The 20,301-nt window shown below is 62.4% G+C and carries 17 protein-coding genes and 2 tRNA genes; 18 read left to right on the plus strand and 1 reads right to left on the minus strand.

Annotation, left to right across the window (positions count from 1 at the left end):
* From MJ602_RS04255 to MJ602_RS04325, 15 genes are all read left to right on the plus strand, one after another.
* A partial coding sequence (locus MJ602_RS04255; RefSeq protein WP_479725626.1) for an EF-Tu C-terminal domain-related protein occupies positions 1-103 on the plus strand: 103 nt, incomplete at its 5' end.
* A gap of 8 nt (positions 104-111) precedes the next feature.
* A tRNA-Trp gene (locus MJ602_RS04260) sits at positions 112-187 on the plus strand.
* 83 nt (positions 188-270) lie between these two features.
* Complete coding sequence (gene secE, locus MJ602_RS04265) at positions 271-654, plus strand: preprotein translocase subunit SecE (protein ID WP_162017633.1); 384 nt, start codon at positions 271-273, stop codon at positions 652-654.
* Complete coding sequence (nusG, locus tag MJ602_RS04270; protein ID WP_162017632.1) at positions 655-1,242, plus strand: transcription termination/antitermination protein NusG; 588 nt, start codon at positions 655-657, stop codon at positions 1,240-1,242.
* A 121-nt stretch (positions 1,243-1,363) separates the two neighbouring features.
* On the plus strand, positions 1,364-1,795 hold the full coding sequence (gene rplK, locus MJ602_RS04275; protein WP_162017631.1) for a 50S ribosomal protein L11: 432 nt from the start codon (positions 1,364-1,366) through the stop codon (positions 1,793-1,795).
* Positions 1,796-2,491, plus strand: coding sequence for a 50S ribosomal protein L1 (rplA, locus tag MJ602_RS04280; protein WP_162017630.1), 696 nt, complete (start codon positions 1,796-1,798; stop codon positions 2,489-2,491). It abuts the gene before it with no gap.
* 223 nt (positions 2,492-2,714) lie between these two features.
* A complete protein-coding gene (rplJ, locus tag MJ602_RS04285; protein ID WP_162017629.1) occupies positions 2,715-3,221 on the plus strand; it encodes a 50S ribosomal protein L10 in 507 nt (168 codons plus the stop codon).
* 44 nt (positions 3,222-3,265) lie between these two features.
* Entirely contained in the window at positions 3,266-3,643 is a 378-nt protein-coding gene (gene rplL, locus MJ602_RS04290; protein ID WP_005797571.1) for a 50S ribosomal protein L7/L12, read from the plus strand.
* Between the two features lie 276 nt (positions 3,644-3,919).
* Complete coding sequence (gene rpoB, locus MJ602_RS04295; RefSeq protein WP_243019549.1) at positions 3,920-8,032, plus strand: DNA-directed RNA polymerase subunit beta; 4,113 nt, start codon at positions 3,920-3,922, stop codon at positions 8,030-8,032.
* 21 nt (positions 8,033-8,053) lie between these two features.
* Positions 8,054-12,298 carry a DNA-directed RNA polymerase subunit beta' gene (gene rpoC, locus MJ602_RS04300; RefSeq protein ID WP_243019551.1) on the plus strand — a complete coding sequence of 1,415 codons (4,245 nt, stop codon included), beginning with the start codon at positions 8,054-8,056 and terminating at the stop codon, positions 12,296-12,298.
* Positions 12,299-12,389: 91 nt separating this feature from the next.
* Entirely contained in the window at positions 12,390-13,799 is a 1,410-nt protein-coding gene (rsmB, locus tag MJ602_RS04305; RefSeq protein ID WP_243019553.1) for a 16S rRNA (cytosine(967)-C(5))-methyltransferase RsmB, read from the plus strand.
* Complete coding sequence (locus MJ602_RS04310; RefSeq protein WP_279235785.1) at positions 13,756-14,430, plus strand: DUF4390 domain-containing protein; 675 nt, start codon at positions 13,756-13,758, stop codon at positions 14,428-14,430. Before rsmB ends, MJ602_RS04310 begins: the two co-directional genes overlap by 44 nt.
* The gene (locus tag MJ602_RS04315) at positions 14,427-16,712 is read left to right on the plus strand and encodes a sensor histidine kinase (RefSeq protein ID WP_243019555.1); all 2,286 of its coding nucleotides are present in this window, start codon (positions 14,427-14,429) and stop codon (positions 16,710-16,712) included. Before MJ602_RS04310 ends, MJ602_RS04315 begins: the two co-directional genes overlap by 4 nt.
* 35 nt (positions 16,713-16,747) lie before the next feature.
* Positions 16,748-17,419 (plus strand): response regulator, encoded by a 672-nt coding sequence (locus MJ602_RS04320; RefSeq protein ID WP_243019557.1) that lies wholly within the window; start codon positions 16,748-16,750, stop codon positions 17,417-17,419.
* A gap of 52 nt (positions 17,420-17,471) precedes the next feature.
* Positions 17,472-17,547: transfer RNA gene (locus MJ602_RS04325), tRNA-Phe, on the plus strand.
* 52 nt (positions 17,548-17,599) lie between these two features.
* Here MJ602_RS04325 and rsmI read toward each other — a convergent pair.
* Complete coding sequence (gene rsmI / locus MJ602_RS04330; protein WP_243019558.1) at positions 17,600-18,526, minus strand: 16S rRNA (cytidine(1402)-2'-O)-methyltransferase; 927 nt, start codon at positions 18,524-18,526, stop codon at positions 17,600-17,602.
* Here rsmI and MJ602_RS04335 point away from each other — a divergent pair.
* The 3 genes from MJ602_RS04335 to MJ602_RS04345 all read left to right on the plus strand — a co-directional run bounded on the left by MJ602_RS04335 (position 18,526) and on the right by MJ602_RS04345 (position 20,284).
* Positions 18,526-18,921 (plus strand): YraN family protein, encoded by a 396-nt coding sequence (locus MJ602_RS04335; protein WP_243019560.1) that lies wholly within the window; start codon positions 18,526-18,528, stop codon positions 18,919-18,921. The two genes, rsmI and MJ602_RS04335, sit on opposite strands and share 1 nt — an antisense overlap.
* Positions 18,922-19,019: 98 nt before the next feature.
* Positions 19,020-19,613, plus strand: a complete 594-nt coding sequence (locus MJ602_RS04340) for an SIS domain-containing protein (protein WP_243019562.1) — start codon at positions 19,020-19,022, stop codon at positions 19,611-19,613.
* Positions 19,610-20,284: a BON domain-containing protein gene (locus MJ602_RS04345; protein WP_162017615.1), complete on the plus strand. Its 675-nt coding sequence runs from the start codon at positions 19,610-19,612 to the stop codon at positions 20,282-20,284. Before MJ602_RS04340 ends, MJ602_RS04345 begins: the two co-directional genes overlap by 4 nt.
* Positions 20,285-20,301: the final 17 nt, after the last annotated feature.

A 20,301-nucleotide genomic window follows, 5' to 3' on the forward strand; every position in this document is an offset into this window, starting at 1 on the left:
CAAGCTGATCAACCCCATCGCCATGGAAGAAGGTCTGCGCTTCGCCATCCGTGAAGGCGGTCGCACCGTCGGCGCCGGCGTCGTGGCCAAGATCATCGAGTAATAAGGTCTAGGGGTATAGCTCAATTGGCAGAGCGTCGGTCTCCAAAACCGAAGGTTGTAGGTTCGATTCCTACTGCCCCTGCCATCTGATAGTGGCAACCAAGGCCCGCCAGTCTCTGGCGGGCTTCAGTGTCTTGAGCGGCACCGAATTATTGAGGATAGGCAGTGATGGCCACTTCGCAAGTTGAGACAGTCAGTACAGGGCAGGACAAAGCAAAGTTGGCGGCGGTAGTGCTGCTGGTTTTGGGCTCGGTGGCTGGCTTTTACCTGCTGAGCAAGCAGGGCCCCATGATTCAATGGGGTGCTTTGATTGTGGGGCTGGCTCTGGCTGCGGCAGTCTTTTTGGTGTCGGAATCTGGTCGCCAGCTTGTTGCTTTCTCCAAAGACGCCTGGCGCGAAGCCAAAAAGGTGGTCTGGCCCAGCCGCAAAGAAGCGGTCCAGATGACGGGCTACGTATTTGCGTTTGCTGTCGTGATGGCTCTGTTCCTTTGGTTCACGGACAAAACCCTCGAGTGGGTGCTCTACGATCTGATCCTGGGCTGGAGAAAATAAATGAGCGCTGATGTTGAACTGGGTGGTGCTGCGCAGGGCGCTTCTGCTGCCAATCCCGATTTGCGCTGGTACATCGTTCATGCCTACTCCGGCATGGAGAAGGCGGTAGAGCGCAACATCGCTGAACGTATCGCACGTTCTGGAATGCAGGATAAGTTCGGTCGCATTCTGGTGCCCACCGAAGAGGTGGTCGAGATGAAGAATGGCCAGCGCAAGACGACCGAGCGGCGCCTCTTCCCTGGCTACGTCTTTGTCGAGATGGTCATGGACGATGACACCTGGCATCTGATCAAGCACACCAGCAAGGTGACCGGATTTGTGGGGGGCGCCAAAAATCGCCCCGCTCCAATTTCTGAAGACGAAGTGCAAAAGATCGTCAGTCAGATGCAGGAAGGCACCGACAAGCCGCGCCACAAGATCGAGTTCATGGTGGGTGAAATGGTGCGCGTCAAGGAAGGTCCGTTCACAGACTTCAACGGCACTGTGGAAGATGTCAACTACGAAAAGAGCCGTGTGCGCGTGTCCGTGATGATTTTCGGACGCTCCACGCCAGTCGAGTTGGAATTCAGCCAGATAGAAAAAACCTGAACACAGCAGGTCCATTGGCGTTTCTACGACTCAACGCCCTGTGTATGAACGAGTCGACAACCCCCGGGGAGCCTGTATGCAGTTTTGCGGCAGGCGCTAGTACCCGTAAGGAGTCTTAAAAATGGCGAAGAAAATCGTCGGCTTCATCAAGCTGCAAGTGCCAGCTGGTAAGGCCAATCCCTCTCCCCCGATTGGTCCCGCTCTGGGCCAGCGCGGTCTCAACATCATGGAGTTCTGCAAGGCGTTCAACGCGCAGACCCAAGGTGTGGAGCCCGGCCTTCCTCTGCCCGTCGTGATCACGGCATTCGCAGACAAGAGCTTTACTTTCATCATCAAGACCCCTCCGGCGACCACGCTGATCAAGAAGGCGATCAAGCTGGAAAAGGGTTCCGCCAATGCATTGAAGACCAAGGTCGGCAAGATCACCCGCGCTCAGCTGGAAGAAATCGCCAAGACCAAGATGAAGGACATGAACGCTGCATCTTTGGATGCCGCTGTTCGTACCATTGCAGGTTCTGCGCGCTCCATGGGCGTGACGGTGGAGGGTGTGTAAATGGCCAAGCTGACCAAGAAGCAAAAAGCCCTGCAGGGCAAGGTGGAATCCACCCGTCTGTACCCATTGACCGAGGCATTGGCCATCGTCAAGGATGCCGCCACTGCCAAGTTCGACGAGTCGATCGATGTGGCCGTGCAACTGGGCGTGGATGCCAAGAAGTCGGATCAAGTCGTGCGCGGCGCCGTGGTGCTGCCTGCCGGTACCGGCAAGACCACCCGTGTCGCAGTGTTCGCGCAAGGCGCCAAGGCTGAAGAGGCCAAGGCAGCGGGCGCTGACATCGTGGGTATGGACGATCTTGCCGCCATGGTCAAGGCGGGTGACATGCCTTTCGACGTCGTGATTGCTGCACCGGACGCAATGCGTGTGGTTGGTACCCTGGGTCAGATCCTGGGCCCCCGCGGCCTGATGCCTAACCCCAAGGTCGGCACGGTGACGCCGGATGTGGCCACTGCCGTGAAGAACGCCAAGGCTGGCCAGGTCCAGTTCCGTGTGGACAAGGCCGGTATCGTGCACAGCACCATTGGTCGTCGCTCGTTCGACAACGACAAGCTCCAGGCCAACCTGTCTGCGCTGATCGAAGCCCTGAACAAGGCCAAGCCTGCTACGAGCAAGGGTCTGTACCTTCGCAAGGTTGCCCTGTCCTCGACCATGGGTGTGGGTGTTCGCATCGACACGCAAACCATCGCAGCGTAATTGCGCGAAATCTTGAGGCGCCGAAAGGTGCCTCGGTGGTGGGCTACCGCACCCGTGTGGTGGGCCATCCAAGACCGCTGGTGTGCCGACAGGCGCTTAATCCTTCAAGGCCAGCGCAGATGGCGATCCCGCTGCAGATGGAATGATTTTTCCTCCACAGTTGGTCGCTGCAACAAGAGCGCATGAAGGGACTTGTCCCGAAGTGCATTTAAAGGAGTAGACCTTGAGTCTTAATCGCAGTGAGAAAGAAGCGGTCATCAGTGAAGTGACCAGCCTCGCCGCTAAAGCTCAAACGCTTGTGATTGCGGAATACCGTGGCATCACGGTCGCCGACATGACCAAACTGCGCGTTGATGCACGCAGCAAGGGTGTGAGCCTGAGTGTTCTGAAGAACACCCTGGCACGCCGTGCTGTGGCAGGCAGCCAGTTTGACGTGGTGGCAGACCAGATGACTGGTCCGCTGATCTATGGCTTCTCCGAAGACGCCGTGGCCGCCGCTAAGGTGGTGGCCGATTTCGCGAAAACCAACGACAAGCTGGTGATTCGTGGCGGTGCTTTCGGTGGCAAGGCCCTGGACGTCAACGGCGTTAAGCAACTGGCCAACATTCCTACGAAGGAAGTGCTGCTGGCCCAGCTGTGTGGCTTGCTGATGTCGCCGATGTCCCGCACCGCCGTGGTGCTGGGTGCCCTGGCGGCCAAAAAAGGCGAAGGCGAAGCCGTTGCTGCCTGAGCAATGTGCTGACCGACCTGTTAACTAATTGTTAGGAAATCAAAATGGCATTCGATAAAGACGCATTTCTGACCGCTCTCGACAGCATGACGGTCCTGGAACTCAATGACCTGGTCAAGGCCATTGAAGAGAAGTTTGGCGTGAGCGCTGCCGCCATGGCCGCCCCCGCTGCTGCTGGCGGTGGCGCTGGCGCTGCTGCTGCCGAAGAAAAGACGGAATTCAACGTGGTGCTGACCGACGCTGGCGCCAACAAGGTGTCCGTCATCAAGGCAGTGCGCGAAATCACCGGCCTGGGCCTCAAGGAAGCCAAGGATCTGGTGGACGGCGCTCCCAAGAACGTCAAGGAAGGCATTGCCAAGGCCGACGCCGAAGCTGCCGTCAAGAAGCTGGTGGAAGCCGGCGCCAAGGCCGAACTCAAGTAACTCGGTCTCTTTCAAGGGCTGGAGCGTCCTCACAGGGCCTCCAGCCTTTGGCGCTTCCAGAGCGCACTTGAAAACTGGCTGGAGCAGACGGATGCTTCCCACCAGTTTTCAAGTGTCTTCTGACGAACCCGACAGCAGAAGGCGCCTTGGTCCGGGCGATGTGCAAGGCATCGCCGTCCGCCATGGTTGGTAGTGGCCAACCGCCAAGCCTGCGGCATTTCCTTCCGCAGTTCCGTCGTCGAAGACCCAGGACCCCAGTCTTAGCCCGGAGATCTCATGGCCTACTCTTATACCGAACGCAAGCGTATCCGCAAAAGTTTCGGCAGCCGCGACAGCGTGCTGAAGGTACCTTACCTCCTGCAGATGCAAAAGGACGCCTACACAGCGTTTCTGCAGGCCAACGTACCGCCGAAAAAACGAACCATTGAAGGCTTGCAGGCCGCATTCAATTCGGCTTTCCCCATCGTCTCGCACAACGGTTTTGTCGAGATGAAATTCCTGGAGTACAACCTGGCCAAGCCCGCCTTCGATGTGCGCGAATGCCAGACCCGTGGACTCACCTTCGCGTCGGCCGTGCGTGCCAAGGTTCAGCTGATTATCTATGACCGCGAATCGTCCACGGCGCAGTCCAAGGTGGTCAAGGAAGTGAAGGAGCAAGAGGTCTACATGGGTGAAGTGCCCCTGATGACCGACAAGGGCTCCTTCATCATCAACGGCACAGAGCGCGTCATTGTTTCGCAGTTGCACCGTTCGCCAGGCGTGTTCTTCGAGCATGACAAGGGCAAGACGCACAGCTCTGGCAAGCTGTTGTTCTCGGCGCGCATCATCCCCTACCGTGGCTCCTGGCTCGACTTCGAATTCGACCCCAAGGACATTCTGTATTTCCGCGTGGACCGCCGTCGCAAGATGCCGGTCTCCATCCTGCTCAAGGCCATCGGCCTGAACCCCGAGTCCATCCTGGCGAACTTCTTCGTCAATGACAACTTCCGCCTGATGGACAGCGGCGCCCTGTTGGAATTCGTGCCCGAGCGCTTGCGTGGCGAGGTGGCCCGTTTCGACATCACCGACAAGTCGGGCAAGGTGGTGGTGGCCAAGGACAAGCGCATCACCGCGCGCCATACCCGCGAGCTGGAACAATCCGGCACCACGCACATCAGCGTCCCTGAAGACTTCCTGATTGGCCGCGTGGTGGCGCGCAACATCGTTGACGGCGACACCGGCGAAATCCTCGCCAAGGCCAACGAAGAACTGACCGAGGCACTGCTGAAGAAGCTGCGTTCGGCGTCGGTGCAAGAGCTGCAGTGCATCTACACCAACGAACTGGATCAGGGTCCCTACATTTCCCAGACCCTGCGCATCGACGAAACCACGGACGAATTCGCCGCGCGTGTTGCCATCTACCGCATGATGCGCCCTGGCGAACCTCCCACCGAGGACGCCGTGCAGGCGCTGTTCCAGCGTCTCTTCTACAGCGCAGACACCTACGACCTGTCGCGCGTCGGGCGCATGAAGTTCAACGCCCGCGTGGGCCGCGATAGCGCCGAAGGCCCCATGGTGTTGACCAACGAGGACATCCTCTCTGTGGTCAAGATCCTGGTCGATCTGCGCAATGGCCGCGGCGAAGTCGATGACATCGACCACCTGGGTAATCGCCGTGTGCGCTGCGTGGGTGAACTGGCGGAAAACCAGTACCGCACGGGTCTGGCGCGTATCGAAAAGGCTGTGAAGGAGCGTCTGGGCCAGGCCGAGCAAGAGCCGCTGATGCCCCACGACCTCATCAACTCCAAGCCGATTTCCGCGGCGCTCAAGGAGTTCTTCGGTGCCTCGCAGCTGTCGCAGTTCATGGACCAGACCAACCCGCTAGCCGAGATCACGCACAAGCGCCGCGTCTCGGCCCTGGGCCCGGGCGGTCTGACCCGCGAGCGCGCAGGCTTTGAAGTGCGCGACGTGCACGTGACCCACTACGGCCGCGTCTGTCCTATCGAAACGCCGGAAGGCCCGAACATCGGCCTGATCAACTCGCTGGCGCTGTACGCACGCCTGAACGAGTACGGCTTCATCGAAACGCCCTACCGCCGAGTGGCGAATGGCAAGGTGACCAACGAGATTGATTACCTCTCGGCCATTGAAGAAGGCAAGTACGTCATTGCCCAGGCCAACGCCGGTCTCGACGCTGAAGGGCGTCTCGTCGACGAACTGGTGTCTGCGCGCGAAAAGGGTGAATCGGTGCTGGTCAGCGCCGACCAGATCCAGTACATGGACGTGTCGCCTGCGCAGATCGTGTCGGTGGCTGCTTCGCTGGTGCCCTTCCTGGAGCACGACGACGCCAACCGCGCACTGATGGGCGCCAACATGTCGCGCCAGGCCGTGCCTGTGCTGCGCCCGGAAAAACCGATGGTGGGTACGGGCATCGAGCGCGTTGCCGCCGTCGACTCCGGCACCGTGGTCACGGCCACGCGCGGCGGCGTGGTGGACTACGTCGATGCCACCCGTATCGTGATCCGGGTGAACGACGACGAAGCCGTGGCCGGTGAAGTGGGTGTGGACATCTACAACCTCATCAAATACCAGCGCTCCAACCAGAACACCAATATCCACCAGCGTCCCATCGTCAAGAAGGGCGACAAGCTGGCCAAGGGTGATGTGATTGCCGACGGTGCCTCCACCGACCTGGGTGAGATCGCCATTGGTCAGAACATGCTGATCGCCTTCATGCCCTGGAACGGCTACAACTTCGAAGACTCGATCCTGATCAGCGAACGTGTGGTGGCCGATGACCGCTACACCAGCATCCACATCGAAGAGCTGGTGGTGATGGCCCGCGACACCAAGCTGGGGCCAGAGGAAATCACGCGCGACATCCCCAACCTGTCGGAGCAGCAGCTCAACCGCCTGGACGAGTCCGGCATCATCTACGTGGGTGCCGAAGTGCAGCCCGGCGATGTGCTGGTCGGCAAGGTCACGCCCAAGGGCGAAACCACGCTCACGCCCGAAGAAAAGCTGCTGCGCGCCATCTTCGGCGAGAAGGCGTCTGACGTGAAGGACACCTCGCTGCGCGTGGACCAGGGCTCGCAGGGTGTGGTGATCGACGTGCAAGTCTTCACCCGCGAAGGCATCCAGCGCGACAAGCGCGCCCAGCAGATCATCGACGATGAACTCAAGCGCTTCCGCCTGGACCTGAACGACCAGCTGCGCATCGTCGAGGCCGACGCCTTCGACCGTATCGAGAAGCTGCTGATCGGCCGTGTGGCCAATGGTGGTCCGCAGAAGCTGGCCAAGGGCACCAAGCTCGACAAGGCCTACCTCGACGGCGTGGACAAGTTCCATTGGTTCGACATCCGCCCCGCCGAAGACGAAGTCGCCGCGCAACTGGAGTCGATCAAGAATTCGCTGGAGCAGACCCGCCACAGCTTCGACCTGGCCTTCGAAGAAAAACGCAAGAAGCTGACGCAAGGCGACGAGCTGCCCGCAGGCGTGCTGAAGATGGTCAAGGTGTACCTGGCCGTCAAGCGCCGCCTGCAGCCTGGCGACAAGATGGCCGGCCGCCACGGCAACAAGGGCGTGGTCTCCAAGATCACGCCGGTGGAAGACATGCCCTACATGGCCGACGGTACGCCTGTGGACATCGTGCTCAACCCGCTGGGCGTGCCTTCGCGCATGAACATCGGGCAGGTGCTGGAAGTCCACCTGGGCTGGGCCGGCAAGGGCCTGGGCCAGCGCATAGGCGACATGCTTCAGCGCGAGGCCGCCGCCGCCGAGATCCGCACCTTCATGGAGCAGATCTACAACACCGCTGGCCGCAAGGAAGACCTTGCCAAGCTGTCGGACGGCGAGCTGCGCGCCATGGCGCAAGAGTTGACCACGGGTGTGCCCTTTGCGTCCCCCGTGTTCGACGGAGCCACGGAGCAGGAAATCCGCGACATGCTCAAGCTGGCCTATCCGGACGATATCGCCAAGGCCAAGGGTCTGACGCCAACGCGCACCCAGGCTCAGCTGTACGACGGCCGTACCGGCGACGCCTTCGAGCGCACCACCACGGTGGGCTACATGCACTACCTCAAGCTGCACCACTTGGTAGACGACAAGATGCACGCCCGCTCGACCGGCCCATACTCGCTCGTCACGCAGCAGCCGCTGGGCGGCAAGGCACAGTTCGGTGGCCAGCGCTTCGGTGAGATGGAAGTGTGGGCGCTGGAGGCCTATGGCGCGTCCTACGTGCTGCAGGAAATGCTCACTGTCAAATCCGACGACGTGCAAGGCCGTACCAAGGTGTACGAGAACATCGTCAAGGGTGAGCACACCATCGAGGCAGGCATGCCCGAGTCGTTCAACGTTCTGGTCAAGGAAATCCGTTCCCTGGGCCTGGACATCGAGCTTGAGCGCTCCTAATTCGGAAAGGGAAAGAGTCTTATGAAATCGCTACTCGACCTGTTCAAGCAGTTCACCCCCGACGAGCATTTCGATGCCATCCGCATAGGCTTGGCGTCGCCCGAGAAGATCCGTTCCTGGTCTTTCGGTGAGGTGAAGAAGCCCGAAACCATCAACTACCGCACGTTCAAGCCCGAGCGCGATGGCCTGTTCTGCGCCAAGATTTTTGGCCCGATCAAGGACTACGAGTGCCTGTGCGGCAAGTACAAGCGCCTCAAGCACCGTGGCGTGATCTGCGAAAAGTGCGGCGTGGAAGTCACGCAGACCAAGGTGCGCCGCGAGCGCATGGGCCACATCGATCTGGCTGCGCCTTGCGCCCACATCTGGTTCCTCAAGTCCCTGCCTTCGCGCCTGGGCCTGGTGCTGGACATGACGCTGCGCGACATCGAGCGCGTGCTGTACTTTGAAGCCTATGTGGTGACCGACCCCGGCATGACCCCGCTGAAAAAGTACAGCATCATGTCCGAGGATGACTACGACGCGAAGTTCAAGGAATACGGCGACGAGTTCCAGGCCAAGATGGGCGCTGAAGGCATTCGCGAGTTGCTGGAGTCGATAGATATCGATACCGAGATCGAGCGCCTGCGTGGCGACCTGACGGGCTCCGAAGTCAAGGTCAAGAAGAACGCCAAGCGCCTGAAGGTGCTGGAAGCCTTCAAGAAGTCCGGCATCAAGCCCGAGTGGATGGTGCTCGAAGTGCTGCCCGTGCTGCCGCCGGACCTGCGTCCGCTGGTGCCGCTGGACGGCGGCCGCTTCGCCACGTCGGACCTGAACGACCTGTACCGCCGCGTCATCAACCGCAACAGCCGTCTGCGTCGCCTGCTGGAGCTCAAGGCTCCCGAGATCATTGCGCGCAACGAAAAGCGGATGCTGCAGGAAGCCGTGGACAGCTTGCTGGACAACGGCCGCCGCGGCAAGGCCATGACGGGCGCCAACAAGCGTGCTCTGAAGTCCCTGGCCGACATGATCAAGGGCAAGTCCGGTCGTTTCCGCCAGAACTTGCTGGGCAAGCGCGTGGACTACTCCGGTCGTTCCGTGATTACCGTGGGCCCAACGCTCAAGCTGCACCAGTGCGGTCTGCCCAAGCTGATGGCCCTGGAGCTGTTCAAGCCCTTCATCTTCTCGCGCCTGGAAGCCATGGGCATCGCCACCACCATCAAGGCGGCGAAGAAGGAAGTCGAATCCGGCACGCCGGTGGTGTGGGACATCCTGGAAGAGGTCATCAAGGAGCACCCGGTTCTGCTGAACCGTGCGCCCACGCTGCACCGTCTGGGTATCCAGGCCTTTGAGCCCATCCTGATCGAAGGCAAGGCCATCCAGCTGCACCCCCTCGTCTGCGCGGCCTTCAACGCCGACTTCGACGGTGACCAGATGGCCGTTCACGTGCCGCTGTCGGTGGAAGCGCAGATGGAAGCCCGCACGCTGATGCTGGCCTCCAACAACGTGCTGTTCCCCGCTTCCGGCGAACCCTCCATCGTTCCTTCGCAGGACGTGGTGCTGGGTCTGTACTACGCCACCCGCGAGCGCATCAACGGCAAGGGCGAAGGCCTGGTGTTTGCCGATACCTGCGAGGTACAGCGTGCGCTGGATGCCGGTGTGGTCGAACTGACCGCCAAGATCAGCGTCCGTCTGACCGAGTGGACCAAGGACAAGGCCACGGGCGAGTTCGTGCCCGAGACCAAGCTCGTGGACACCACCGTGGGCCGTGCGCTGCTGTCGGAAATCCTGCCCAAGGGCCTGCCTTTTGCCAACATCAACAAGGCGCTCAAGAAGAAGGAAATCTCCAAGCTCATCAACGTGTCCTTCCGCAAGTGCGGTCTGAAGGAAACGGTGGTGTTCGCCGACAAGTTGCTGCAGAACGGTTTCCGTCTGGCCACCCGCGCGGGTATTTCCATCGCGGTGGACGACATGCTGGTGCCTGCCGAAAAGCACACCATCATCGAGCGCGCCGAAACCGAGGTGAAGGAAATCGCGCAGCAGTATTCCTCCGGTCTGGTGACCGCTGGCGAGCGCTACAACAAGGTGGTGGACATCTGGGGCAAGGCCGGTGACGACATCTCCAAGGTCATGATGGACCACCTGAAGAAGGAAAAGACCGTCGACCGCCACGGCAAGGAAGTGGACCAGGAGTCGTTCAACTCCATCTACATGATGGCCGACTCCGGTGCCCGCGGTTCTGCCGCCCAGATCCGTCAGCTTGCCGGTATGCGCGGCCTGATGGCCAAGCCCGACGGCTCCATCATCGAGACCCCCATCACGGCCAACTTCCGTGAAGGTCTGAACGTGTTGCAGTACTTCATCTCCACCCACGGTGCCCGTAAGGGTCTGGCGGACACGGCGCTGAAGACGGCCAACTCGGGTTACCTGACCCGCCGTCTGGTCGATGTAACGCAGGATCTGGTGGTGACCGAAGAGGACTGCGGCACGTCCAACGGTACGCTGATGCGCGCCATCGTTGAGGGCGGTGAGGTGATCGAGTCGCTGCGCGACCGTATCCTCGGCCGCACCGCGGCTGAAGAAGTGCTGCACCCCGAAACCCGTGCGGTCATGGCCCAGCCGGGCCAGATGCTCGACGAAGACCTGATCGAAGAGCTGGAAGCCGCTGGTGTGGACGAAGTGAAGGTGCGCACCGCGCTGACCTGCGAAACCCGCTTCGGCCTGTGCGCCAAGTGCTACGGGCGCGACCTGGGTCGTGGCGGCCTGATCAACCTCGGCGAGGCCGTGGGTGTGATCGCCGCCCAGTCCATTGGCGAGCCCGGCACCCAGCTGACCATGCGTACCTTCCACATTGGTGGTGCAGCGTCGCGTGCAGCCATTGCTTCCAGCGTGGAAGCCAAGTCCAACGGTTTCATCGGCTTCAACGCCACGATGCGCTATGTGACCAACTCCAAGGGCGAGTTGGTGGTCATCTCGCGCTCTGGCGAGATCGTCATCCAGGACGAGCACGGCCGCGAGCGCGAGCGCCACAAGGTGCCCTACGGCGCCACGCTGACCGTGAAGGCAGACCAGCAGATCAAGGCTGGCACCATCCTGGCCAACTGGGACCCGCTGACCCGTCCGATCATCACCGAGTACGCAGGTACGGTGAAATTCGAGAACGTGGAAGAAGGCCTCACCGTGGCCAAGCAGGTGGACGAGGTCACCGGCCTGTCCACGCTGGTGGTGATCGACCCCAAGCGCCGTGGTTCGGCCAAGGTGGTCAAACCCCAGGTCAAGCTGATCGATGCCAACGGCCACGAAGTCAAGATCCCTGGCACCGACCATTCGGTGACCATCGGCTTCCAAGTCGGTGCTCTGATCCAGGTGCGCGACGACCAGGGCGTGGGTCCCGGTGAAGTGCTGGCCCGTATCCCGATCGAAGGTCAGAAGACCCGCGACATTACCGGCGGTCTGCCGCGCGTGGCCGAGCTGTTCGAGGCGCGTACGCCCAAGGACAAGGGCACGCTGGCTGAAGTCACCGGTACCGTGTCCTTCGGCAAGGAGACCAAGGGCAAGATCCGCCTGCAGATCACCGACCCCGATGGCAAGGTCTGGGAAGACCTCATCCCCAAGGAAAAGAACATCCTGGTGCACGAAGGCCAGGTGGTCAACAAGGGCGAGCTGGTTGTGGACGGCCCGGCCGATCCGCAAGACATCCTGCGCCTGCTGGGTATCGAGGAACTCTCGCGTTACATCGTTGATGAAGTGCAGGACGTGTACCGTCTGCAGGGTGTGAAGATCAACGACAAGCACATCGAAGTGATCGTGCGCCAGATGCTGCGTCGCGTCGTGGTCGAAAACTCGGGCGATTCCGCCTACATCGCTGGCGAGCAGGTCGAGCGCTCCGAGATCCTCAACACCAACGAGGCACTGCAGGCCGAGGGCAAGATTCCCGCGACCTACAGCAACCTGTTGCTGGGTATCACCAAGGCGTCGCTGTCCACCGACTCGTTCATCTCGGCCGCTTCCTTCCAGGAAACCACCCGCGTGCTCACCGAGGCTGCCATCATGGGCAAGCGCGACGAGCTGCGTGGCCTGAAGGAAAACGTCATCGTCGGTCGTCTGATTCCTGCCGGTACGGGTCTGGCCTACCACCAGGCACGCAAGGCCAAGGACGCCATGGACGACGCCGAGCGCCGCGCCATCGCCGAAGCCGAAGCCGCTGAAATGGCGGGTCTGGCGCAGGACGGCGAGGCCGATGCTGCGGCCAATGCCGCCACCGGTACCGAAGTGCCCTCTGCGGACTGATCCGCAGGCAGCATGACCTAGCGCGCTCCCGGCCTGTCTGGTTCCAGGCAGACCGGGAGTTTTTTTATGGGTCTCTCACCTCTTTGAATCCATGACCGGAAACACCCGCATCCCTCAGCGGCCTGGTGCCGATGCGCAGGCCCCCGTGGCCAGTCCCGGCGCGGGTGCTGCGCCTGCGCTGTCGGTGGTGCTCCAATCGGTGGCCGCCTGCCTGCAGGCCGTGCGTGCCGGCCGCTCGGGGACTGCAGCGCTGGAGACGGTCCCTGCCGCGCTGCGGCCCGCTGTGCAGGCCTTGTTTTTCGAGACGCTGCGCCATCTGGGCATGGCGCAGGCCCTGCGCAGCCAATTGGCACCGCGCAAGCCTGCTGCTGCTATCGATGCGTTGTTGTGCACCGCGCTGGCACTGATGGCGCCGGGCGCCAGTGCCGCCTACGAGCCCCACACGCTGGTCAACCAGGCGGTGGAAGCGGCCAAGGCCCAGCGCAGTACGCGGCCCCAGGCGGGGTTTGTCAACGCCTGCCTGCGCCGTTATCTGCGCGAGCGCCAGGCGCTGTGTGATGCCGCCGCACGGGACGATCTGGCGCGCTGGAACCACCCGGCCTGGTGGGTGCAAAGGCTGCGCAAGGACCACCCCCAGCATTGGCAGGCCGTACTGCAAGCCCCCCGCAACCAGGCACCCATGGTGTTGCGGGTTAACAAGCAAAAAACGACCCCAGGGCAATACCAGAAAGCGTTAGCAGCTATCAATTTAGGAGCAATTGACATCGGGGCCGACGGACTGGTGTTGCAGCGGGCCGTGGCCGTGCAGTCCTTGCCGGGGTTTGCGCAGGGCGACGTGTCGGTGCAGGATGCGGGCGCGCAACTGGCCGCGCCCCTGCTGCTCCAGGGACTGGATCTGGGCCGGCCTTTGCGCGTGCTGGATGCCTGTGCTGCGCCCGGTGGCAAGACGGCGCACTTGCTCGAATGCGCCGGGCCCCAGGCCGACCTGCGGCTCACGGCGCTGGATGTGGATGCGCAGCGCTGCGAACGCATCCGCGCTACGCTGGAACGCTGCCAGTTGAAGGCCCAGGTGTTGGTCGCCGATGCCGGACGCCCCGAGGACTGGTGGCGGGCGCATTGTGGCGGCGAGCTGTTTGATGCCATCCTGCTGGACGCCCCCTGCACCGCATCGGGCATCGTGCGCCGCCACCCGGACGTGGCCTGGTTGCGCCGCGAGAGCGACGTGGCGCAGCTGGCCGCCATCCAGGCGCAATTGCTGCGCGCACTGTGGCCCCTGGTGCGACCCGGGGCGCGCTTGCTGTATTGCACCTGTTCGGTGTTCCGGGCCGAGGGGAGCGATCAGATCCAGGCGTTTCTTGCACACAACACTGACGCACGCTTGCTGCCGTCACCGGGCCATTTGTTGCCAGGTGTGCCCCACAAGGCCGAGGGTGTCCCGGACAATCTGTCGGGTGAACATGACGGCTTCTTCTACGCGCTGCTCGAGAAACAGCCCGGCTGATGCGGTTTCCCGCGCGGCCGAGGTGCTGTGGCGACGCTGGGTCCTGTGGGGGCTGCGCTGGGTGCTCTTCGCCCTGCTGGCCCTGTGCGGCCAAGCGCAGGCGGCGAACCCGGCAGCCATACCGGACATGCGCCTGGAGCAGACCGACGAAGGCCTCTTCCTGACGGCCGCGCTGGAGTTCGAACTGCCCACGCTCGCCGAAGATGCGCTGCGCAAGGGCATCCCGATGTACTTCGTCACGGAGGCGGAACTGACCCGGCGGCGCTGGTACTGGTACGACCAGCACATTGCCACCGAGGTGCGCTACCTGCGCCTGAGCTACCAGCCATTGACGCGCCGATGGCGCCTCAATGTGTCCTCCGAGCCTTTTGACTCGAGCGGGCTGGGCGTTGCCCTGGGGCAGAACTTCGACGACCTGGCCGACGTGCGGGCCGCCATGCAGCGCATTGTGCGCTGGAAGATTGCGCCTGCGGCCGCCATAGATCCCCAGGAACAGTACCAGGTGCAACTGCGCTTCAGACTGGATCTGTCGCAGCTCCCACGCCCCTTGCAGATCGGCGCGCTGGGACGCTCGGGCTGGAATCTCTCTCTGGCGCGCAGCCTGCGCTGGAGTCCGGAGCCCACGCAATGAGCGAGACGCAGAACGCGCTACGCCCCTCGCGGGCGGTGCGCTGGGCCTTGGGGGTGGGGGCGGCCATCATGGCGGCCATCGCCCTGGTGCTCTTTTTTCTCCTGACCCTCACCACCAACAACCGGGTCCTGTACGAGCGCAACTACGGGTGGCTGTTTGGCGTCAACGTGGTGGTGGCGCTGCTCTTGCTGGCCGTGTTGCTGTGGGTAGCTGTGCGTCTGCTGCTGCGCTTGCGGCGGGGGCGTTTCGGTAGCCGCTTGCTGGTCAAGCTGGCGGCCATCTTTGCCCTGGTGGGGCTGATGCCGGGCCTGCTGATCTATTACGTGTCGTACCAGTTTGTCTCGCGCTCCATTGAAAGCTGGTTCGACGTCAAGGTCGAGGGTGCGCTGGCCGCAGGGGTCAGTTTGGCCAGTGCCACGCTGGAGATGCAGGTCAGCGAGACGGCGGCGCGGGCGCGCAGCCTTAGTGCGCAGCTGTCGCAAACTTCCGATGCCACTGCGGGCCTGGTGTTGGAGCGCATTCGGGACCAGCTCGGAGCCAGCGATCTGCTGTTGTGGAACGCTGCGGGTCAATTGGTCGCGAGTGTGGGCCAATCGCGCTACCGGCTTGACCAGGAGCGCCCCACCGCCCAGCAATTGCGCACCGTACGTCAGCAGCGTGCGATAGGGCAACTCGAGGGTTTGGACGAACTTCCCGATGTCACCCGCCCGGAGGCCTTGCGCAATGTGCGCGTTTCCGCCTTGGTGTTGGTGCCCAACCCCGGCATGGGCCTGGTGGCAGAGCCGCGCTATCTCCAAGCTGTCGTGCCCTTGCCGCCGGTGCTCGTGGACAACGCCGTCGCCGTGCAGGAAGCCCACCGCGAATACCAGGAGCGTGCCCTGGCGCGCGGTGGCTTGCGGCGCATGTACATCGGCACCTTGACGCTGAGCTTGTTTCTCGCGGTGTTTGGCGCTGTGCTCCTGGCGGTGCTGTTGGGCAATCAGTTGGCGCGGCCATTGTTGGTCCTGGCCGAAGGGGTGCGCGAGGTGGCGCAGGGCAACCTCAGTCCCAAGGCCGTGCTGCAAGGCAAGGACGAGCTGGGTGGGTTGACGCGTTCCTTTGCTTCCATGACCCAGCAACTCGCCGATGCACGCAGCCAGGTGGAGCGCAGCATGGAGGCCGTGGACAGCGCCCGCGCGCGCCTGCAGACCATTCTGGACAACCTCACGGCCGGGGTCATCGTGCTTGATGCCCAGGGCACCATCCGTTCGTCCAACCCTGGTGCCACACGCATCCTGCGTGAACCTTTGGCCGCATTCCAGGGGCAGCCCCTGGCCGATGTGCCTGGCTTGCAGGCCTTTGCACAATCGGTGCAGCAGCAGTTCGAAACCTTCCTGAGCAACCGCGACCAGCACGGACTCGACCATTGGCAGCAGTCTTTTGATCTGCATGGCTCGGGTTCCGCCGAAGGCGCGGTGGCGCAACATGCCACCAGCATCGTTGCCCGCGGTGCAGAGCTGCCCGACGCAGCCCGTCTGTTGGTATTTGACGACATTACCGAAATTGTTTCCGCACAGCGCGCCCAGGCCTGGGGTGAGGTGGCGCGGCGATTGGCGCACGAGATCAAGAACCCGCTCACACCCATCCAACTGTCTGCGGAACGGCTGGAAATGAAACTCCATGCCAAGTTGCCGGCGCCTGAGCAGGCGGTGCTTGCCAAGTCGGTCAAGACCATCGTGGACCAGGTCGATGCGATGAAGCGTCTGGTCAACGAGTTTCGCGACTATGCGCGACTGCCCGCTGCAGAGCTCAAGCCTGTGGACCTCAATGCGCTCATCGCGGACATCCTGCACCTCTATGAATCCGAGCGCGCCACCGTAGCAGTGCAGGCGCAGCTTGATTCTGCCTGCCCACGCATCATGGGTGACGCGCAGCAACTGCGCCAGATCGTGCACAACCTGCTGCAGAACGCACAGGACGCCACAGAGCAGGCGAGTGCTGCGCGCGGAGACAGCCGGCCCCCCCCGGTTTGCATCAGCACGCACTGGAACGAGGCCTCCAAGCGCGTGCGCCTGCGCATCAGCGACCAGGGGGGCGGATTCCCCGCGCACATTCTGCAACGTGCATTCGAGCCCTATGTGACCACCAAGGCGCGTGGCACCGGATTGGGTCTGGCGGTGGTCAAGAAGATCGCGGACGAACACGGCGCGCGCATAGAACTTGTCAATCGACAGGAAGAAGGGGTAGTGCAGGGCGCGCAAGTGTCGCTATCATTCGCCCCTGAGCAAATAGTTGCTTCCTGACAACACCCAGCACTGCAGACGCAAGGCAATCATTCATGGCAAATATTCTTGTGGTCGACGATGAGCTCGGCATTCGAGACCTTCTGTCGGAGATCCTGAACGACGAGGGGCACAGCGTGGACCTCGCAGAAAACGCGACCCAGGCCCGCAGCGCGCGCGTTGCCAATGTGTACGATCTGGTGCTGCTGGACATCTGGATGCCGGACACCGACGGTGTCACGTTGCTCAAGGAGTGGGCCGGAAGCGGCCTCCTGACCATGCCCGTCATCATGATGAGCGGCCACGCCACCATCGACACGGCGGTGGATGCCACGCGCATCGGTGCGTTTGCGTTTCTGGAAAAGCCCATCACCATGCAGAAGCTGCTCAAGGCAGTGGAGCAGGGACTTGCGCGCAATGCTGCACGCCCTGCGGCGCTGTCGGCGACCGCAACGTCGTCATCGTCAGACATGACGCCGCAAGGTGTGGGCAGCATGCCCGTCACCATGGAGGCAGACCCCGGTCCCTTGGCGCACCAGGGTTTTGATCTGGACCGCCCTTTGCGCGAGGCCCGTGATGGCTTCGAGAAGGCCTACTTTGAATTCCATCTGGCGCGTGAAGGCGGATCGATGACGCGCGTCGCCGAGAAGACCGGCCTCGAGCGTACCCACCTCTACCGCAAGTTGCGTCAGCTGGGCGTAGACCTGGGGCGCGGCAAACGCGCGTGATTTGCGCAGCTTTTGCGACAGGTGCTTTTTTCAGGTTATAATTTATGTCTCTGGCCCGGTAGCTCAGTCGGTAGAGCAGAGGATTGAAAATCCTTGTGTCGGCGGTTCGATTCCGTCCCAGGCCACCACCAAAAAAATAACGCCCAACCGTTCTCGGTTGGGCGTTTTGCTTTGGGCGTCTCAGCCTTCTTGTTCTGGCGCGTTCTTTCGCTGCAATGCAGCTTCGTACAGCTGGTTGCGCGGTACGCCGGTGATGTCGGCCGCGAGGCGCACTGCCGACTTCAGCGGCAACTCCTGAAGCAGGCGATCGAGCACGCGCAGTCCGGCCTCGGCATCGTTGGAACTGGCCACCGGATGCAGCACCACCACGAATTCACCCCGGCAGCGCTGGAGGTCTTCCTGCAGCCAAGCCGCAGCCTGGTGGGCGGGTAGGGTGGTGATTTGTTCGAACTGCTTGGTCAATTCCCGCGCCAGGGTGACCGGGCGCTCCTCCAGTACGGCCAGGGCCTGTGCCAGATCGGCAATGCGGTGCGGTGCCTCCAGCACAACGATGCAGCGGGGTTCGGTGCGCAGCATCTCCACGGAGGCCTTGCGTTCTGCACTGCGGGTGGGAAGAAACCCAGCAAACACAAAACCCTGGTCACCTCCACCCTGCGCCACAGCGCCCGCAACGCTCAACGCGGTGGTGATGCTGCTGGCACCCGGCAAAGGCAGCACACGCAAACCCGCTGCCGCCACAGCGGCGGCAAGCCGTGCGCCTGGATCGCTGATGCCGGGGGTCCCTGCGTCGCTCATGTACACCACGCGCTGACCTGCCTGCAAACGGGCCAGGACCTCCTGCGCGGCCTGGGCCTCGTTGTGCTGGTGCACGGCGAGCCACTGGCTGGGGGGTTTGTCGATGCCGTAGGCGCGCAGCAGGCTGTGGCTGTGGCGCGTGTCCTCGCAGGCCAAGGTGTCGGCCAGCTGCAATACATGCAGGGCGCGCAGCGTGATGTCTGCCAGGTTGCCGATGGGGGTGGCCACCACGTACAGGGCGCCCTGGGGATAATGCTGCGAACCGGCTGCATGGCGTGCAGCGTCCAGAACGGGGGCAAAAGAGGCGCTCAATGGGTTTCCTTGGCAAGAACAAACCGGGTACGGTAGCGGCGGCAAACACGCGGACTCAGGGCCAGTGGGCGGAAGACCGTGCGCTGGCCCATTTGCAGTCTGCAGGCCTGCGTTTGCTGGCACGCAATTATCGGACGCCAGGGCGCGGTGGGGGCGAGATCGATCTGGTGATGCGCGAGCCCGATGGCACGGTGGTGTTCGTTGAGGTGCGCAGCCGCTCCAGTCAAGCCTGGGGCGGCGCAGGGGCAAGCATTGGCGCGACCAAGCAGCGGCGTATTGTGTTTGCTGCGCAGCATTTTTTGCTGCGACTGGGGGCGCAGCCGCCGTGTCGGTTTGACGCCGTGTTGTTGGAGCCCGATATCTCGTGGATTCGGGGGGCCTTCGACGCACAGTGAGGCGCCAGCTTAGGCGGCGGCCACAGAATGCTACAAAATTGATAACACGCAGCGGTTATCATCACTGCCTTGCGCAAGGTTTATGCATCGTAGAACCCATGATCGAGCAACGCATCCAGCAGCAATTCATCGACAGCGCTGACCTGAAATACCAGGCCGCCCAGACCTTGGCTCGGCCCATTGCCGACGCGGTCCAGGCGCTGCTCGCCTGTGTGACGAGTGGTGGCAAGGTCCTGGTGTGCGGCAGCGGCGTTTCGGCCACCGATGCGCAGCAGTTTGCCGCGTGCTGTGTCGCAGGCTTCGAGCGCGAGCGCCCGGAACTGGCAGCCATGGCTTTGTGCACCGACGGTGCCCTGCTCACGATCGGCGGTGGTGATGCCACCCAGCAGTTTGCCCGGCAGGTGCGTGCGCTGGGGCAAACCGGGGACCTGCTGGTGGTGTTGAGCACCAGTGGCAACGACCCCAGTGTGCGGGGGGCAGTACAGGCAGCCCATGAACGCGACATGTCGGTGGTGGCCTTGACGGGGCGGCTGGGCGGAGGCTTGGCGAACCTTTTGCGCGAAACAGATGTCTGTATCTCTGTGCCCCATGACCGTGCTGCACGGGTGCGCGAGGTGCATACCCTGGTGCTCAATTGCCTGTCTGATGGCATGGATGCACAGTTGTTTGGTGAACAGGAGGTTTTGTCATGATGTTCAAGAACTATCGAGCGGCTTGTGCCGCGCTGGCGTCTGCCGTGTTGGTCGTCAGTCTGTCTGGATGTGCTGCGGCGGTGGTCGGGGGGGCGGCTGTGGGCGGCATGATGGCGCTGGACCGCCGCACCGTAGGCACGCAGGTGGAGGACGAAGGCATTGAGTTGCGCGCTGGCAACCGTATCCACGGTATCTATGGCGACAAGGTCCATGTCAACGTCACCAGCTACAACCGCCAAGTATTGCTGACCGGCGAAGTGCCCAGCGCCGAGGTTCGGGATGCCGTCGAAAAAACCGTTGCCGCCGAGCAGAACGTGCGCAGCGTGGTCAATGATCTGGCCGTGATGCCCAACAGCACGATCGGACAGCGCTCCAACGATACCTTCATCACGGGCAAGGTGCGTGCCAGTCTGGTGGATGCCAAAGACCTGTCGGCCAACAGCTTCAAGGTGGTGACCGAACGCAACGTGGTGTACCTGATGGGCCGCGTGTCGCAGCGCGAAGCCGGACGTGCGACGGCCATTGCCCGAGGCATCACCGGCGTCAGCAAGGTGGTGCGGGTGTTTGAGTACCTCACCGAGGAAGAAGCCGCAAGTCTGAACGCCGGCAAGCAAGCAAAACCGGCCAATGCGGTGAATGGCGAGGTGCCGGAAACGCGTCCGGCCCAGTGAAAGCGTGCCGCCGACGC

The organism is Simplicispira sedimenti (assembly GCF_022760965.1).
Taxonomy (GTDB): domain Bacteria; phylum Pseudomonadota; class Gammaproteobacteria; order Burkholderiales; family Burkholderiaceae_C; genus Simplicispira; species Simplicispira sedimenti.